15 protein-coding genes are annotated in these 16,266 nt (G+C 43.9%); 2 read left to right on the top strand and 13 right to left on the bottom strand.

Features of this window, described 5'->3' with window-relative positions; translation table 11 throughout:
- Positions 1 to 266: 266 nt before the first annotated feature.
- From hpf to RG608_RS05430, 3 genes are all read right to left on the bottom strand, one after another.
- Positions 267 to 809, bottom strand: a complete 543-nt coding sequence (hpf, locus tag RG608_RS05440; RefSeq protein ID WP_308946681.1) for a ribosome hibernation-promoting factor, HPF/YfiA family — start codon at positions 807 to 809, stop codon at positions 267 to 269.
- Positions 810 to 890: 81 nt separating this feature from the next.
- A complete protein-coding gene (locus RG608_RS05435) occupies positions 891 to 1,556 on the bottom strand; it encodes a ComF family protein (RefSeq protein ID WP_308946680.1) in 666 nt (221 codons plus the stop codon).
- Positions 1,553 to 2,851, bottom strand: a complete 1,299-nt coding sequence (locus RG608_RS05430; protein ID WP_308946679.1) for a DEAD/DEAH box helicase — start codon at positions 2,849 to 2,851, stop codon at positions 1,553 to 1,555. The genes RG608_RS05435 and RG608_RS05430 overlap by 4 nt, the downstream gene beginning before the upstream one ends.
- 55 nt (positions 2,852 to 2,906) lie before the next feature.
- On the opposite strand from RG608_RS05430, the gene RG608_RS05425 reads away from it, so the two are divergent.
- Positions 2,907 to 3,539, top strand: coding sequence for a YigZ family protein (locus tag RG608_RS05425; protein WP_308946678.1), 633 nt, complete (start codon positions 2,907 to 2,909; stop codon positions 3,537 to 3,539).
- 100 nt (positions 3,540 to 3,639) lie between these two features.
- Positions 3,640 to 4,569 carry a cysteine synthase A gene (gene cysK, locus RG608_RS05420; protein ID WP_308946677.1) on the top strand — a complete coding sequence of 310 codons (930 nt, stop codon included), beginning with the start codon at positions 3,640 to 3,642 and terminating at the stop codon, positions 4,567 to 4,569.
- A gap of 107 nt (positions 4,570 to 4,676) precedes the next feature.
- On the opposite strand, the gene RG608_RS05415 is transcribed toward cysK, so the two are convergent.
- The 10 genes from RG608_RS05415 to RG608_RS05370 all read right to left on the bottom strand — a co-directional run bounded on the left by RG608_RS05415 (position 4,677) and on the right by RG608_RS05370 (position 16,262).
- On the bottom strand, positions 4,677 to 5,039 hold the full coding sequence (locus RG608_RS05415; RefSeq protein WP_002901252.1) for a S1 RNA-binding domain-containing protein: 363 nt from the start codon (positions 5,037 to 5,039) through the stop codon (positions 4,677 to 4,679).
- Positions 5,039 to 6,439 (bottom strand): bifunctional Cof-type HAD-IIB family hydrolase/peptidylprolyl isomerase, encoded by a 1,401-nt coding sequence (locus RG608_RS05410; RefSeq protein ID WP_308946676.1) that lies wholly within the window; start codon positions 6,437 to 6,439, stop codon positions 5,039 to 5,041. Before RG608_RS05410 ends, RG608_RS05415 begins: the two co-directional genes overlap by 1 nt.
- Positions 6,440 to 6,478: 39 nt before the next feature.
- Positions 6,479 to 7,111 (bottom strand): response regulator transcription factor, encoded by a 633-nt coding sequence (locus RG608_RS05405; protein WP_002926512.1) that lies wholly within the window; start codon positions 7,109 to 7,111, stop codon positions 6,479 to 6,481.
- Positions 7,089 to 8,108, bottom strand: coding sequence for a sensor histidine kinase (locus RG608_RS05400; RefSeq protein WP_308946675.1), 1,020 nt, complete (start codon positions 8,106 to 8,108; stop codon positions 7,089 to 7,091). Before RG608_RS05400 ends, RG608_RS05405 begins: the two co-directional genes overlap by 23 nt.
- The gene (liaF, locus tag RG608_RS05395; protein ID WP_308946674.1) at positions 8,105 to 8,800 is read right to left on the bottom strand and encodes a cell wall-active antibiotics response protein LiaF; all 696 of its coding nucleotides are present in this window, start codon (positions 8,798 to 8,800) and stop codon (positions 8,105 to 8,107) included. The genes RG608_RS05400 and liaF overlap by 4 nt, the downstream gene beginning before the upstream one ends.
- A 146-nt stretch (positions 8,801 to 8,946) precedes the next feature.
- Positions 8,947 to 10,794, bottom strand: a complete 1,848-nt coding sequence (gene pknB / locus RG608_RS05390) for a Stk1 family PASTA domain-containing Ser/Thr kinase (protein ID WP_308946673.1) — start codon at positions 10,792 to 10,794, stop codon at positions 8,947 to 8,949.
- A complete protein-coding gene (locus RG608_RS05385; RefSeq protein WP_002927472.1) occupies positions 10,791 to 11,531 on the bottom strand; it encodes a Stp1/IreP family PP2C-type Ser/Thr phosphatase in 741 nt (246 codons plus the stop codon). The genes pknB and RG608_RS05385 overlap by 4 nt, the downstream gene beginning before the upstream one ends.
- Before the next feature lie 18 nt (positions 11,532 to 11,549).
- Entirely contained in the window at positions 11,550 to 12,866 is a 1,317-nt protein-coding gene (gene rsmB, locus RG608_RS05380) for a 16S rRNA (cytosine(967)-C(5))-methyltransferase RsmB (RefSeq protein ID WP_308946672.1), read from the bottom strand.
- On the bottom strand, positions 12,856 to 13,791 hold the full coding sequence (fmt, locus tag RG608_RS05375; RefSeq protein ID WP_308946671.1) for a methionyl-tRNA formyltransferase: 936 nt from the start codon (positions 13,789 to 13,791) through the stop codon (positions 12,856 to 12,858). Before fmt ends, rsmB begins: the two co-directional genes overlap by 11 nt.
- Positions 13,792 to 13,874: 83 nt before the next feature.
- Positions 13,875 to 16,262, bottom strand: coding sequence for a primosomal protein N' (locus tag RG608_RS05370; protein WP_308946670.1), 2,388 nt, complete (start codon positions 16,260 to 16,262; stop codon positions 13,875 to 13,877).
- Positions 16,263 to 16,266: the final 4 nt, after the last annotated feature.

The raw sequence follows: 16,266 nt of genomic DNA, 5'->3' as shown, positions 1-16,266 counted from the left end.
GACAGGTTACATATCTCTATGTCACCCTGCACTTGGTTCGTCTTGTTCAGTTTTCAAAGGGCTTTGTCTTTCGCGACAACTATATTAGTATATCACCTATACCTACCAACTGTCAATACCTTTTTCCAATTTTTTTAAAAGTTTTATTTTTTTAACTAAGTATGAAGTTAAATCTTTGTAAGTAGGGGCTTGTTTATGTCACCTGAGAGTATAGCTTTCTAAAACTAAAAAGGTTGAGAAAACTGCTCTCAACCTTTTTAGATTATTTATTTGACTTCTAACAGGCCAATATCTCCATCCTCACGACGGTATATAACATTTGTGCTGCTGTCCTCAGCGTCAGAATATATGAAGAAATCATGTCCCAATAAATCCATCTGCAGAATCGCTTCTTCCAAGTCCATTGGCTTCAAATCGATGTGTTTTGAACGAACAACTTTTGACGGAACTTCTTCTGCTTCTTCAGCAAAGGAATCTGTGAAAAGCTGGCTTGTAGCAACTTTATTGCGATTCTTTCTTTCAATCTTGGTTTTATTTTTGCGGATTTGGCGCTCAATCTTATCTGTGACCAAATCAATTGATCCATACATGTCCTGAGAGATATCTTCTGCACGAAGAGTGATGGAGCCTAGCGGAATTGTCACTTCCACTTTCGCAGTCTTTTCACGGTAAATCTTGAGGTTCACACGCGCATCAAGTTCTTGCTCTGCTTGGAAATACTTCTCAATCTTCTCAAGTTTAGAAACTACGTAGTCACGGAGAGCGTCTGTTACTTCTAGGTTTTCACCACGGATACTATATTTAAGCATATAAGTACCTTCTTTCTAAACATAAATGTTTTATTTATAATATCATTATAACGCTTTCATTCCTTTTTTGCAAATTTTTTCTTATCTTGCGATTGAAAATGTCAAAATTTCTTTCACTCCTGCTTCCAGCAAGATTTGCTTGGCTAATTGCAAGGTTTTTCCAGTCGTATAGATATCATCAACCAGCAAAATTTTATCTGGCAAATCAACTCCACTCTTAATTTTAAAAGCCTGCTGCGTCTGCAGACGCTCCTCACGTGTCTTGCTCGACTGTGCTAGGGTGTCTTTTTTCTCTAAGATATCTCTGTATGACAAGTTTGCAGCATCTAAAATCCCCTGCACTTGATTAAAACCTCTCACTTGAAATTTTTCGATACTGACTGGAATCGGAACAATGGTATGCTCTCTAAACATTTTGACTGCTTTTTTAGCTGCTTTTGCAAATACAAAGCGCAATACATAGTCTCCCTGAAACTTGTATTGACTGAAATATTCCTTCATTGCTTCATTATAGGTAAATAGTGACTGATGCTGGACTTGATTCCCCTCTTTCTCCCATTTTTGGCAATCTGCACATAAATCTGATTGCCCGTTTCGAAAACAGCGTGGGCAATGCTCTTCAGATATGCGTTCAAAATTTTGATAACAAGTGGAGCAGCAGCTTGGTCCTTCTTCTTTTAATAGAAAAAGCCGTAAAAAACTGCCTTTCTCCTTAATTTGCTCCTTACATAAAAGACACTCTGTCATAATCCCGCCTCCTTATTCATATCTCTCATTTCCCGAATTGCCTTTTCCATAGCAAGGGTAGTCCCATCATGAAAAAATAGCAACTGTCCAGTCGGTCTATCCATACTACGGCCAACTCGGCCTGAAATCTGAACCAGAGCACTACGACTGAACAGGCGACGATTGGCTTCCAAGACAAAAACATCTACACCAGGAAAGGTTACTCCACGCTCTAAGATAGTCGTTGTCACCAAAATAGTGATCTCCTTGCGACGAAACTGCTCGACAATCTCTAGACGATTTTCTGTTGTGGAGGCGACAAAAGCCAGCTTTTCATCCGGCAGAGCAATATGCAAAGCCTGAGCAAAATCCTCTCCTCTTTGAATTTCTGCAGCAAATATCAAGAGAGGAAATTGAGTCTTTCTCTGTTTTTCTATATAGTTCAAAAGTTTAGGTGCTATTTTCTTCTTCTGAAGATGTTTTTGAAAATCGGATAACCAAACTTTCTGAGGGATGGTCAAGGGATTACCATGAAATCTTCTGGGAAGACTCAGGCGTTTCAGCTCACCCTTTTGAACTCTTTTATCCAGTTCATCCGTGGAAGTGGCTGTCAGAAAAATAGTTGTATCATCCTCTTTAACTGAACGCTCTACAGCGTGATACAGCATGGGATTATCCACATAAGGAAAGGCGTCTACCTCATCCACAATCAGCAAATCAAAAGCTTGATAAAATTTTAATAGCTGGTGAGTGGTAGCGATTACCAAGGGACTGCGAAAATAAGCTTCTGACTCCCCATGCAGAAGGGCTATTTCACAAGAAAAGTCTTCTATAAGGCGCCGATAAAGCTCTAAACAAACATCAATCCGCGGACTGGCCAAGCAAACAGAACCACCTCTATCAATAACTCTTGCAAGCACTTGGTAAATCATTTCTGTTTTTCCAGCGCCAGTAACAGCATGCACTAACGTATTCTGCCTTTTCTCTAGCGCATCAAGTAAGCCTTTGGAGACCTTCTCCTGAAACTCTGTCAGTTGCCCCTGCCATTTAAGCACCTGATTTTTAGGAAAATCCTCTTGAGGAAAATAGTAGAGTTTTTGGTCACTCCGTACCCGACCCAAGATTAAGCATTCTCTACAATAATAAGCTCCAACAGGTAGCTGATTTTCTCGTTCAATCAAGCTGTTGCAGCGTCCGCAGCGGAGCTTGCCTTTTTCTTCTCGGATACTGGGAATTGCTTTTGCTTTTGCTCGCAAGCTAGTCTCTAACTGATTTTCTGTAAATATCCGTCCTAAACAATCTTGTAACTCTAACATACTTATATATTCGTAATTTTTTGGCAAAATTCATCTTTTTTTGTAAAATATAGTTATGGAATTTAAGACAATTAAGGAAGATGGCATGGTTCAAGAGGAAATTAAAAAATCCCGCTTTATCTGCCATGTGAAAAGAGTTTACTCCGAGGAAGAGGCTCGCGCTTTTATCGCTGCTATAAAAAAAGAACATTACAAGGCCACTCATAACTGCTCTGCTTTTATCATTGGAGAAAAGAGCGATATTAAGCGGACCAGTGATGATGGGGAGCCCAGCGGAACAGCCGGAGTTCCTATGCTGGGAGTCTTAGAGAAGCACGAATTGACCAATCTTTGCGTTGTGGTTACTCGCTATTTTGGCGGTATTAAACTAGGAGCCGGCGGTCTGATTCGAGCTTATGCCGGCAGTGTTACTATGGCTATTAAGGAGATTGGACTGGTTGAGATAAAAGAACAGGCTGGCTTGCGCCTAAAACTGTCTTACAGCCAATATCAGGATTTTGCAAATTTTCTCAAGGCAGAAAATCTTGCTGAATACGATACTGAATTTACAGATACTGTCTCCTCTCTTCTTTTCGTTGACAAAGGTGAAAGAGAACTGCTCAAAGATAAACTGACTGAGTTTTTTAAGGGCAAATTGGAGATGATGGATCAAGGACTGCGCCAAGTAGAAGTCCCCTTGACGTTTTGACATAAAGAAAAGCTATGGCTCTCATAGCTTTTTTATATTTTACAAAGCGCTTGTTTCATTTTATACTAATTCTATTAAATTATATTGAGGTATGTATTTTATGTCACGTATTTATCAAAACATTACAGAACTAATTGGGCAAACCCCCATTGTCAAATTGAACAACTTGGTTCCAGAAGGAGCTGCTGAGGTTTATGTGAAGTTAGAAGCTTTCAATCCTGGCTCTTCTGTTAAAGATCGGATTGCTCTCAGCATGATTGAGGCGGCCGAACGCGATGGCTTTATCAAGTCCGGCGATACCATTGTTGAAGCAACCAGCGGAAATACTGGTATTGGTCTTTCTTGGGTTGGAGCAGCCAAAGGCTATAAGGTTGTCATTGTTATGCCAGAGACCATGAGTGTGGAGCGGCGCAAGATTATCCAAGCTTATGGTGCTGAGTTAGTCTTGACTCCGGGTAGTGAGGGAATGAAAGGTGCTATTGCAAAAGCACAAGAAATCGCCCAAGAACGAAATGGCTGGCTGCCGCTGCAGTTTAACAACCCGGCTAATCCAGAGGTCCACGAACGAACAACAGGAGCAGAAATTATTGCTGCTTTCGGTGAAACTGGACTGGATGCTTTTGTTGGCGGTGTCGGAACTGGCGGAACTATTTCCGGTGTATCTCACGCCCTCAAAAAAGTTAATCCGGACATCCAAACCTACGCAGTTGAAGCAGACGAATCTGCTATCCTTTCTGGTGAGAAGCCAGGTCCTCACAAAATCCAAGGGCTTTCAGCTGGATTCATTCCAGAGACTTTGGATACAACAGCCTACAACGGGATTGTCCGTGTAACTTCTGATCAAGCACTGGAATTCGGACGCTATATTGGCGGTCAGGAAGGCTTCTTAGTGGGGATTTCATCTGCTGCTGCTATTTTCGCAGCTATTGAAGTAGCGAAAAAACTAGGAGCTGGCAAGAAAGTCCTTGCTCTGGCACCTGATAACGGCGAACGCTACCTGTCTACTGCCCTCTATGAATTTGATGCTTAGTATTTTTTGAAAAACAAGTCCGTTTCAACTTAGCAGTCGGCTATGAATTGAATAGCAAGTCTATCTAAAACAAAAATATCCTGTTCTCTTATGGAACAGGATATTTTTTAAACTTTTTCTTCTTTTAAGAATTTTTTTGCCTCTTTGATCCAGATAGGCAGCTGTCTGCCTAAAGGCTCAAAACCAATTTTACAGCGGTCATTTGAAAAGCGGTGGCGTCTAGGGAGGCGGTGCTTTTCTTCTTCTAAGGTTCGCATGGACAGACTGGACTTCCCAGAAAATTCATCATAGTCCACAACTTGTACCAAGACTTGCTGGCCAATCTTTACACTATCATGGATATTTTCAATATAGCCCGGACGAATTTCTGAGATATGAATCAGGCCAATCGTTCCGTTTTCCAGCTCAACAAAAGCCCCATAAGGCTGAATCCCAGTGATTTTGCCTTTTAATTTATCACCGATTTTCATCAGTCTTCTACCTCAATTGTCTCAATCACAACATCTTCCACGGGCTTGTCCATAGCCTCCGTCTCAACAGCTGCAATCTTGTCCAAAACTTGGTAGGATGCTTCATCAACAAGCTGACCAAAGACAGTGTGGCGCCGATCCAAATGCGGTGTTCCTCCCTGACTGGCATAGACTTCAGAGATAGCTTCAGGCCAGCCGCCGCGGCTTAATTCCTTAGCTGAATAAGGAAGATTTTTATTTTGAACAATGAAAAATTGACTGCCGTTAGTATTCGGCCCAGCATTTGCCATGGAAAGAGCCCCACGAATATTGTAAAGCTCAGGTGAAAACTCATCTTCAAATTTCTCACCATAGATAGACTGACCGCCCATACCGGTACCAGTAGGATCGCCACCCTGAATCATAAAGTCCTGAATAATGCGGTGGAAAATAACACCGTCATAGTATCCATCTTTAGCAAGGGCAATAAAGTTGGCTACTGTTTTTGGTGCCTGTTCTGGAAACAGCTGAATTTTCATGTTCCCATGATTAGTCTTGATAGTCGCTTTTGGACCTTCTGCTGCTGCAAGTTCTACTTGCGGAAAATGTAATTCTTTTTCTACCATACCTAACTCCTCTAAAGCGGTAAAAATACCGTCTTCTTCTACTGTTTTTGTAATATAATCTGCTCTTTTTCGCAGTTCTTCATGGGAAACGCCCATGGCAATGCCAATTCCGGCATAGTCAAACAATTCCAAATCATTGAGTCCGTCGCCAAAAACCATGACATTTTCAGGTTTGAAGCCCAGATGTTCGACAACCTTGGAAACTCCGGCCGCCTTGGAACCTTCTGTCGGTACCACGTCTGACGAATGAGGATGCCAGCGAACCAAACGCAGATGCTCCGCTAACGCGTCTGGCAGCTGCAGGCTATCTCCTCTATCTTCAAAGGTCCAAAGCTGATAAATATCCTTGTCTAAATGAAAGTCCGGATTAACGGGCAAATCTGGATAAACCACATCAATGGCCTCTGAAATCAGAGAATTTCGATTGGACAAGGCTGCTCCATGGCTGCCGACCAGACCATAGTCAATCCCTTCCCTCTGAGCCCAAGCAATATAGGAAGTTACTCTATCGGCTGGGATAACCGTCTGATAAATCACCTTCCCTTTGCTGTCTTCGACATAGGCTCCGTTCAGGGTAACGAAAAAGTCTGGTTGTAAAGCTCTCAGCTCCGGCACGACACCAAACATTCCTCGTCCAGACGCAATACCCGTCAAAATCCCTTTGTCCTTCAACTGCTTGAAAACTGTCTGGATAGAGTCTGGGATAAAACCTGTATCCTTGACTCGCAGGGTATCATCTATATCGAAAAAGACAATTTTTATCTTTTTTGCCTTATACTTTAATTTTGCGTCCATATCTCCCCTTGTTCAATCTTAATCTTTTCTATTATACCATTAAAAGTCTTCTTGTGGGACAAGATGGTGCTGAAAAGCATAAACAACTGCCTGAGTGCGATCGCTCACCTCCAATTTGGACAGGATATTGGAAACATGAGTCTTGACCGTTTTAAGGGAAATGAAGAGCTCATCCGCAATCCGTTGATTTTCATAACCCTTGGCTAACAGCCCTAAAATATCACGCTCACGAGCTGTCAAATCCTCATGGAGCTCAATATGGTTACGATGATATTCCACTTTCTTACTGACCTCTGTTTCAATGGCAAATTCTCCCTTGGCCACTTTTTTGACAGCACGGAGGATTTCTTCAGCGCTGGAAGTCTTAAGCATGTATCCATGAGCGCCTGCATCCAGAACAGGATAAATTTTTTCATTATCCAGATAAGAAGTCAAAATCAAAATCTTTGCTTCTGGCCACTCTTTTAAAATGGCCAGTGTCGCTTCAATCCCATTCATCTCAGGCATGACAATATCCATGATAATCACATCCGGACGACTTGCCAAAGCCTGCTCAACTCCTTCTTTACCATTGACTGCTTCAGATACTTCTGCTATATCATCTTGCAGTTCCAGATAACTTTTCAATCCCAATCTGACCATCTGATGGTCATCCACTAACAATATCTTCATGATCTTCTCCTTCTAGTAAAGGTATCGTGATTTCAATAGAAAGACCTTTTCTGGGGGCAGTCAAAAGCTTAAAGGTACCCGCCATATCCCGCACACGGTCTTCCATATTTTTCAAGCCGTAGCTGAGTTCATCTTGAGCCAGCGGATCAAAACCAACGCCATTATCAGATACCTTGATTTTAAGTTCATTAGGTGCCTGATAGAGGTAAATATCCAGCCGACTGGCTTGGGCATGCCGCAGTGTGTTGTTGATAATTTCCTGCATGATCCTGAAGACATGCTCCTCCATCTGTTTGGGTAGATGCCCAACCTGATGATTGAAGTGAACATCAATGTCGCTTTTATCAGTCAGCTCCTTGATAATCACATCCATACCTTCGACCAGAGTCTTATTTTCCAACTCTGTAGGTCGCAGGTGGAGCAGGAGAATCCGCAAATCCTTCTGGGCTGTGTCCAGAATATCTGCAATCCCCTTGAGCTGCTTTTGCAGTTTTTGTCCATCAAGGCGCTCTACATTTCCAGCCACTCCTGAAAGAATCATATTGGCTGCAAATAATTCCTGACTGACAGTATCGTGCAAATCACGCGCAATCCGCCGCCGTTCTTTTTCGATAATTTTCTCTTCTGTCTGCAGGGTTTGATTTTCAGACTTTTGAAGATTCTCTGTCAGACGGTGCAGCCTTCTCTCGAGCTGATGCAGAGAGCGATCCAGCTCGGGTTGGTCTGTCGGCTCCAGCCTCCGTCCATCTAGCAAATGCCGAAGATTTTTTTGCACATGGGCGACCGACAGGTATTGGATCAAGCGGGCCGCAATCACAATCAGAATAGTCAGTGATAAACCGATAATCACAACAAAGAACACAAAAGACTGCAACAGCTCCAAATCATTAAAGAGTTCCTGCCAAGTGAAATCAAAAATATTAAAAATATAATGAAAGATGATAAATAAGACAAAGAAAGTATAGAGGAGAATGAGAAAATAATTTGATTTCTTCACTTTCTGACAACCTCCACATTTCCTAAGAAGCTGACGAGGACAATCTTCACTGTCTTATTGGCTCGTTTATAATCTGGTGTCGTCAGCGAAATGGTTTCGTTGCGCAGCTTGCGAGATGGATGATGCAGAAAGTTCAGCTCCCCGTAAAGAGTATTGATTTGCAGCTGAATTTCCACATCCAGCGGTACAATAATCTTGGTATCGCCAAAACCTTTTCGAATGACAATGACATTATCATGGTTGACCAAAATCACGTCTTCCAAATGAATGGTGTCTTTCCCAATGATACGCAAAAGGTTGATGTCATGAAATTGACAGCTGTCCTTAGAAAAATGCTGCAGGTCCCCCAACCAGCGATTTTTTTCACTCTGAATTTCCACATCTTCTTCGTAAACGAGATGGGTTTCTTGATTTTCCTTATAGATATAAGGGTAGGCCACAATCATCCCATAAACAAGCGCAAATAAAAGGGCAGCAATGACGTAGGGATTGAGCATAATAATGAAAAACAGCATAATCATGGAAGCGACCAGCAGAAAATTCCCTTTTTGCTTGCCGAAGTAATAGTAGAGCAGCAGCAAAAAAAGGACCAAGATAATGACAACTCTTGAAAAATCAGCTGCCAACATGGTCACCAATGCCATGGATAATAAGACTGTTTCAACAAAGACAAATAATTGAACCTTCCACATAGCCTTTTCCTTTCTCTACCTTCCTATTTTAACAAAATTAAAGCAAAAATCCTCCGTCCAAGGCATGAAATGGGGAAATTTGTCCAGCAAAAAAGAAAAAACCATCCTTTCAAGCTAGAAAGCTTAAAAGGAATGGTCTTTTATCATTAATGTTCTGAAGAACTAGAACTACTAGAATGATTTTCATCATCGGACGATGAACTGCTCTTCGAACTGCTAGATGAGGATGACGAGCTAGATGACGATGGTGTCGTTGCTTCTGTCACGTAAAGAGTGATTTTTTCATTAGACTTGAGGTCGATTGTCTGACCTGCCGCTGGGGACTGGGAAGTTACCAAGTCTGCCTGAGTCGAAGTGACCGAACGGTCAACAACTCGCTCAATTCGAGACGAAGAAATTCCCATTTGAATCAAGTAAGAACGGGCATTGGCGTAGGTGTACTGCATGCTGCCAAAGTCAGGCATGGCCACACTAGTCACTGCTTTCGCCACTGTCAGCTTGATCTTATGATTAGAAGTCAAATCATAGGTCGAACCAGCTGCCGGCGACTGGCGAATGACCTGACCTGGCTCGTACTCGTCCGATTCCTCCTCAACAATCTCAATCAATTTCTCAGAAACATTATAGTTTGTTTTCAGATTTTCAACTACGGCTGATTTTGCTTGACCGACATAATCTTCCATCACAAAGGTCTTGGGTCCCTTGGAGATAATCAGGTCAATCTTGCTGCCTTCGCGGCGCTGACTATTGGCCTGTGGATCAGTTTTAATTACTTTGCCGGATTCGACATTGTCGCTGTATTCTTCCTTTTCCTCTCCGACAACCAGCTTCTTAGCTTCAATAGCGGAGCGAGCCTCTGCTACAGTCTGACCAGAAACATCTGGCACGCTGGTGTTAGACGGGCTGTTATAGAGAAGGACGACAAAGGCAGCCAAAACCAATAGGATAGCAAAGAAAAGAACCTTGTAACGCGTTCTCAAACGGCGTTTCTTTGGAGCTTTCTTAACCGCATCAGATGTCTCTTCCTTGACTTCAGCAGCTTCCACTTTAGGCGGCGTTGACTTAACAGGTGGAACTGCCGGCTGAGGTACAGGTGAGATTTTTGGCAAGGTCTTGGTGTCTGCTTTCGCAACATCATCAAAGACTAATTTCTTTTCATTACGGCGCTCGTAGGATAAGCTGCTGGACAAGTCAACATACATCTCTGCAACTGACTGATAACGATCCGTCAGTTTTTTGGCTGTTGCCTTAATGACCACATTTTCCAAGGCTTGAGGCACATTAGGATTTTCAGAAATGATGGATGGCAGCGGCTTTTGGAAATGCTGCAAGGCAATCGTAACGGCACTATCCCCGTCATAAGGGATATGACCAGTCAGCATTTCATAAAAAATAATCCCCATCGCATAAATATCACTCTGAACAGTTGCTTTAGAGCCACGTGCCTGCTCAGGCGATAGATAATGAACTGAACCTAGCATTGAGTTAGTCTGAGTCAGACTTGTCTCCGCAAAGGCCACCGCAATCCCAAAGTCTGTTACCTTGGCATTGCCATCTGGGGTTAAGAGGACATTTTGTGGTTTCAGGTCACGATGGACAATACCGCGTGTATGCGCTAGGCGCATTGCCAGCAAGATTTGTCCCATGATTCTGACTGCTTCTTCATTTGAAATCGGAGAATTCTCTTTGATATAGCGCTTGAGGTCCAGACCCGCCACGTATTCCATAGCCAGATACTGCTGGCCATCTTCTTCCCCAATATCAGTAATCCGAACGATGTGCGGATGGTCCAAGTCAGCCATCGCCTTAGCTTCCCGCTGGAAACGCGCGACAGCGATAGGATCTGTCTGGTAATTGGTCCTAAGAACCTTTACCGCAACTTCCTCACCATCCAAAATCAAGTCCTTGGCCAGATAGACATCTGCCATGCCTCCGCGGCCAATCTGCTTGATGATTTTATATCGCCCGGCAAAGATTTTGCCGATTTGAATCATGCCTTATCCTCCTTGTCAAAGCGAACCAGAGCAACTGTGATGTTATCTAGCCCTCCAGCATTGTTGGCAAAGCGAATTAAGGTTTGTGTTTTTTCAGACAGGCTGATGTCGCTGCTGACAATGTCACAAATTTCACTGTCTGAAATCATATTAGTCAGACCGTCACTGTTGAGCAGAAGGTAGTCACCATCTTCCAAGGTAATCATGCCATAGTCAGGCTGTACTTCGTCTTTTTGACCAATAGACTGGGTAATGATATTCTTCTGCGGATGACGCTCTGCTTCTTCTGGAGTAATCTGTCCAGCTTTCAACAAAGCATTAACAAGCGAGTGATCATTGGTCAGCTGGCGGTATTCATCACCGCGAATCAAGCCGATGCGAGAATCACCGATATGGGCATAGATGGCTTGATTATCAATGATAGCCAAGGCTTCCAAAGTCGTGCCCATGCCCTTGTATTCTTCATCTTGACCAAATTGATGAATGCGCTGATTTTCCTCTTCCAAGTGCTCCGCAAACCATTCACGCACTTGATTCACCGAATCAATCTGTGTATCAACCCAGGCAGCTCCTAAGTCTGTCACAGCCATTTCGCTGGCAATATTTCCCGCTCTGTGACCGCCCATACCATCTGCCAAGATGATAAGGGTCTTGCCCGCCCGATTCACAAAAAGATTGGCATAATCTTGGTTATTTGTACGCTTTTGACCAACATCTGTTAATAATGAAATTTCCATACTGTCAGTTTCCTCCTCTTATTCCGATATCTTCCTAAATTGACTGATAAAAAATCCGTCACTTTCATATAATTCCGGCGTAATCAAGATACAGCCGTCTTTGACGATATCTTTTCTTTCATGGTCTAATAAGACTTGCTCAAAATTCGAATGGCTGGCCAGAAATTTATCGACAACCTCAAAATTCTCTTTGGCCATAATCGTGCAAGTACTATAAGCTATTATACCACCTTTACGTAGACTTTGACAAACGCTGTCTAGTATATCCAGCTGAATTTTTTGTAAATTCTCAAAATCTGCATTTTCTTTATTATATTTTATATCTGGTTTGCGGCGAATTAAGCCAATACCAGAGCAAGGAGCGTCCACCAGGATTTTATCGAAAGCATTTGGGCCAAAAGTCTCAAACACCTTGGTCGCGTCTAGCTTTTTAGTAGTGATTTTATCAGCCAGACCCAGCCGTTCCGCATTTTCTTCTACGAGCTCTAACTTATGATCGTAGAGGTCCAAGGCTGTAATGTGACCGGTCGTCAGATAGGAAGCCATGTGAACAGTCTTGCCGCCCGGTGCACTGCAGGCATCCAAAATCTCCTCCTCTTCTTCGATGGCCAGAGTCGGGGCCACCAGCTGGCTAGACTCATCCTGAATCGTAATCACTCCGCTTTCAAAGAGCTGATGCCCAGCAAAATGTCCCTGTTTCTTAACCAAGGCTGACGGAGATAAGAGCGAGTCCTCAGCCCCTAAAAGCTGGCGAAGCTCTGCCTTGCGCGACATATCCGTCACGCGAATGCTGGCCTTGCTGCGAACAAAGAGACTGGCAAAGATAGCCAGAGCTCTTTCTTCGCCATACTCTTCTATGAGAGCTTTGGCCAGCCAGATCGGCAGAGAATACTGGATCGAATAGCGCTTATTTTTGCGCTTGATTGTTTTAAAATCAGCTACACCCTCACGCTCAACCCTACGTAACAAGGCATTGACAAATTTTTCGCTGCCGCGCTTACGGATTTTCGCAATTTCAACAGCCTCATGAACAACTGCGTGCTGAGGAATTTTGTCCAGATAGAGCATCTGATACAGACTGAGCTCAAGCAAAATGTAGAGCCAGTTATCTAATTTGTTCCTATCCTCAATCAGATGGGATAAATACCATTCCAGAGTGATTTTCCGAGCAACTGTGCCGTAAACCAGCTCTGTTACCAGACCTTTATCTGCTTGACTCAGCGGACTTTGACTCAGAGCTCGGTTTAAGGCTATATTGGAATAGGCTCCTTCTTCAAAAACTTCTTCCAAAATTTCCAAGGCCTGCCAACGGGCCATTTTTTGCTTACTTTCCAAAAGTATCTCCTACGGACAGACTGCGCCCCAGTCCATTCAAAAAATCAACGATTGCCATCTTGGGCTTACCAGCAGGCTGAACCGTCTTCAGCGAGAGAGCTCCCTGACCAGCTGCGACTACAAGCTCTTTTTTACTAATAGACAATATCTGTCCCGGCTGACCGTTGCCAGCTACCATATCTGCTTCGTAAATCTTAAAACGTTGCCCTTGCAGCAAGGTATGAGCTACCGGCCAAGGGTACATGCCGCGAATTTGATTGAAAATTTGTCGGTTTGTTTTGCTCCAGTCTATCCGCTCTTCTTCTGGGCTGATATTCGGAGAGAAAGTGACCTGACTAGGATCCTGCGGCTGAGGTGTAATCTGCCCTGCCCTATAGGCTGGTAGCACATCCAATAATAGATCTCGCCCGATAAGCGCCAATTTTTCAAAGAGAGTTCCAACGTTGTCCGTCTCTTCAATCGGCGTCGCCTTGCTGGCTATCATATCTCCGGCATCCATTTCCTTGACCATTTCCATAATCGTAACACCCGCCTGCTCATCGCCGTTGATCAAAGCATAGTGAATAGGCGCACCACCTCGGTATTTAGGCAACAAGGAGGCATGAACATTCACCGCAAAGTCAACACTGTCCAGCAAGCAGCTAGGCAAAAACTGTCCGAAAGCAGCTGTGACAATACCATCTGCTTCTAAGTTCATCAACTCCTCTAAATCCGAGCTTTGAGCCAGCTTTTCCGGTTGATAAACCGGCAGCTTGTATTCCAAGGCTAATTCTTTTACTGGAGTCATGCGAATCTCTCTTTTACGGCCAACGGCCCGGTCCGGCTGCGTCACCACGGCTAACACTTGGTATTGACCATTGTCCAGTAGTCCTTTTAGGACAGTCGCTGAGAAGTCCGGTGTTCCCATAAATATTATTTTCATCATTTTTAACTATTGATTCCTTCTTTGTTCCTTCACTTATTATATCAGAAGTCGCCTGCAACAACCTTAATCTCGGCTAAAAAGCTTTACATAAAATTTTGTGGTTCATTATCAATTATCAGGCGTAAATCTTTATTGTCCCGATTCTGTGTCCAGTCTAATACTTGATTTAGTGTCGCCTGCAGCTTGTCTTCAAAGCGATATTTGAGCAAAATCTGATAATGATAGAGATTGTGGGTACGGGCAATGGGCTTCGGCGTTGGACCTAGGATTTGCACTTTTTCTGACAGACCGCTCCGCAGAATATCCATAACCTCATAGGCTTTTCGCACTGCTGTCTCTTCGTCCTTGTGGGACAGGGTTAGACCGACCGTAAAGTAATAAGGCGGATAGCCCAGCTGCCGGCGGATTCCCATTTCATAAGCATAAAAACCTTCATAATCCTGCCGCTTGGCAAATTCAATGGCATAATGATGAGGATTGTAGGACTGGATAAAGACCTGACCAGCCTTTTCAGCCCGACCAGCCCGGCCTGCCACCTGAGTCAGCAGCTGGAAAGTTCGCTCTGAAGAGCGAAAGTCCGGCAAATTAAGAGCAGTATCCGCATTGAGAACACCAACTAGCGTTACGTTTGGAAAATCTAGCCCCTTGGCAATCATCTGAGTGCCTAAGAGAATATCTGCCTGCCCTTGACCAAAGCTTTCTAAAATGGCTTCATGACTCCCTTTCTTACGGGTCGTATCTACATCCATCCTCAAAATGCGAGCCTGAGGAAAGAGCTGAACCAACTCATCATAAGCTTTCTGCGTCCCTGTCCCATAATAGCGAATGCTGCGGCTGGCACAGTTAGGACAAGACTGAGGAATATTCTTAGCAAAACCACAGTAGTGGCAGTTCATGGTCTTGGTGTCCATATGCAGGGTCAGAGAAATATCACAGTTAGGACAGCTATCAACGGTCCCACATTCCCGACACATGACAAAGCTGGAATACCCCCGCCTATTAAGCATGAGAACCGTCTGCTCTCCCTTATCCAGACGATCTTGAATAGCCTCTAGCAGGACTGGGGTGAAATTACTGGCCTCATGCTGGCCGATATAATCCCGAAAGTCCACGACTTCCACTTGAGGAATCTGCGCCAGCGGATTTGCACGCTTGCTGAGTAGCTGAAAATCATAAACACCACGGCTTGCTCGAGCATGGCTCTCCAAGCTCGGAGTCGCTGACCCCAGCACTAAGACAGCTTGATTGTACTGAGCTCGCAGGAGAGCCACCTCTCTGGCATGATAGCGAGGATTAGAATCCTGCTTGTAGGAAGATTCATGCTCTTCATCAATGATGATGGCTCCAATATTCGTCAAGGGAGCAAAAATAGCTGAACGCGCTCCGACAACAACCTGGGCAGCTCCTCGCTCCACCTTGCGCCATTCATCATATTTCTCACCGTCAGACAGACCTGAATGCAAAATTGCAACTTGGTCGCCAAATCTAGAAATAAAGCGATCAGTAACCTGCGGAGTCAGAGAAATTTCTGGAACAAGCATGATAGCGGTCTTTCCCTGGGCCAGTGCCTCAGCGATAACTTGTAGGTAAACTTCGGTCTTCCCACTGCCAGTAACCCCTTCTAAGAGGACTGGCTGAGAATGACTCTGTCCAATTTTCTGAGTGATTGCCGCAACCGCTGCGGCCTGTTCATCGTTTAAGGTCAGACTTTGCTGCTGCCGCTCCTTTTGGAAATAAGCAGCAGAACGGCTGATTTCTCTATCTTCAATGCTAATTAGGTTTTCTTTGATAAAGTAATTGATAACATCGCGCGAAAAGTTTTCTCGCAAATCAGCCAAGAGCCGGCTATCTCTCTGTTCTAGCAAGACTTCTTTTAATGCTTGTTTTTTCTTGGCTTGTCGGGGAAGGTCATGATTTTGCAGAGCGGTATGATTGACCTGATACCATTTCTCAGTCTTAATATGCTTCTTGTCCGTCGCCTGATACTCCAGCCGAATGCGGCCAGTCTGAGTCATTCGCATCAGTTTAGCCTGGCTTTTCTTGTCCAAATCAGAAAAGCGAAGGCTGTCTTCCTGTCCAAAGATAGCTGAACGTTCCTCATCATTCAGCAGCTCCGTCGGATAGAGCAGTTTATCATAACTGGAGTTGAGAAGACTAGGCAGCATGGCCTTTAAAAGGGTAATCTTATAGGAAAAGACTGACTTGCGCAGCTCATCCGCCAACCAGAGCTGTTCCTGGTTTAGCACTGGCCTGAAATCAAGGACTTCCGCAATTTCCTTCAGCTTTTCTTGGCCTCCCGTCTCATCAAAGCCGACCACAATCCCCTGAATCAGACGATTTCCCTGCCCAAAAGGGACATGTACCCGCATGCCAGCCGTTAGCATTCCAGCAAACTCTTCTGGAATAGCATAGCTATAGGGCTTGTCCGTCTGCATCAGAGGAACATCCACAATAATCTTTGCTAGCTTCACATTC

It is taken from the genome of Streptococcus sp. IsoGale022 (assembly GCF_031142805.1).
GTDB classification, from domain to species: Bacteria; Bacillota; Bacilli; order Lactobacillales; family Streptococcaceae; genus Streptococcus; species Streptococcus sanguinis_A.
This window is presented reverse-complemented; position numbering and strand designations above follow the sequence as displayed.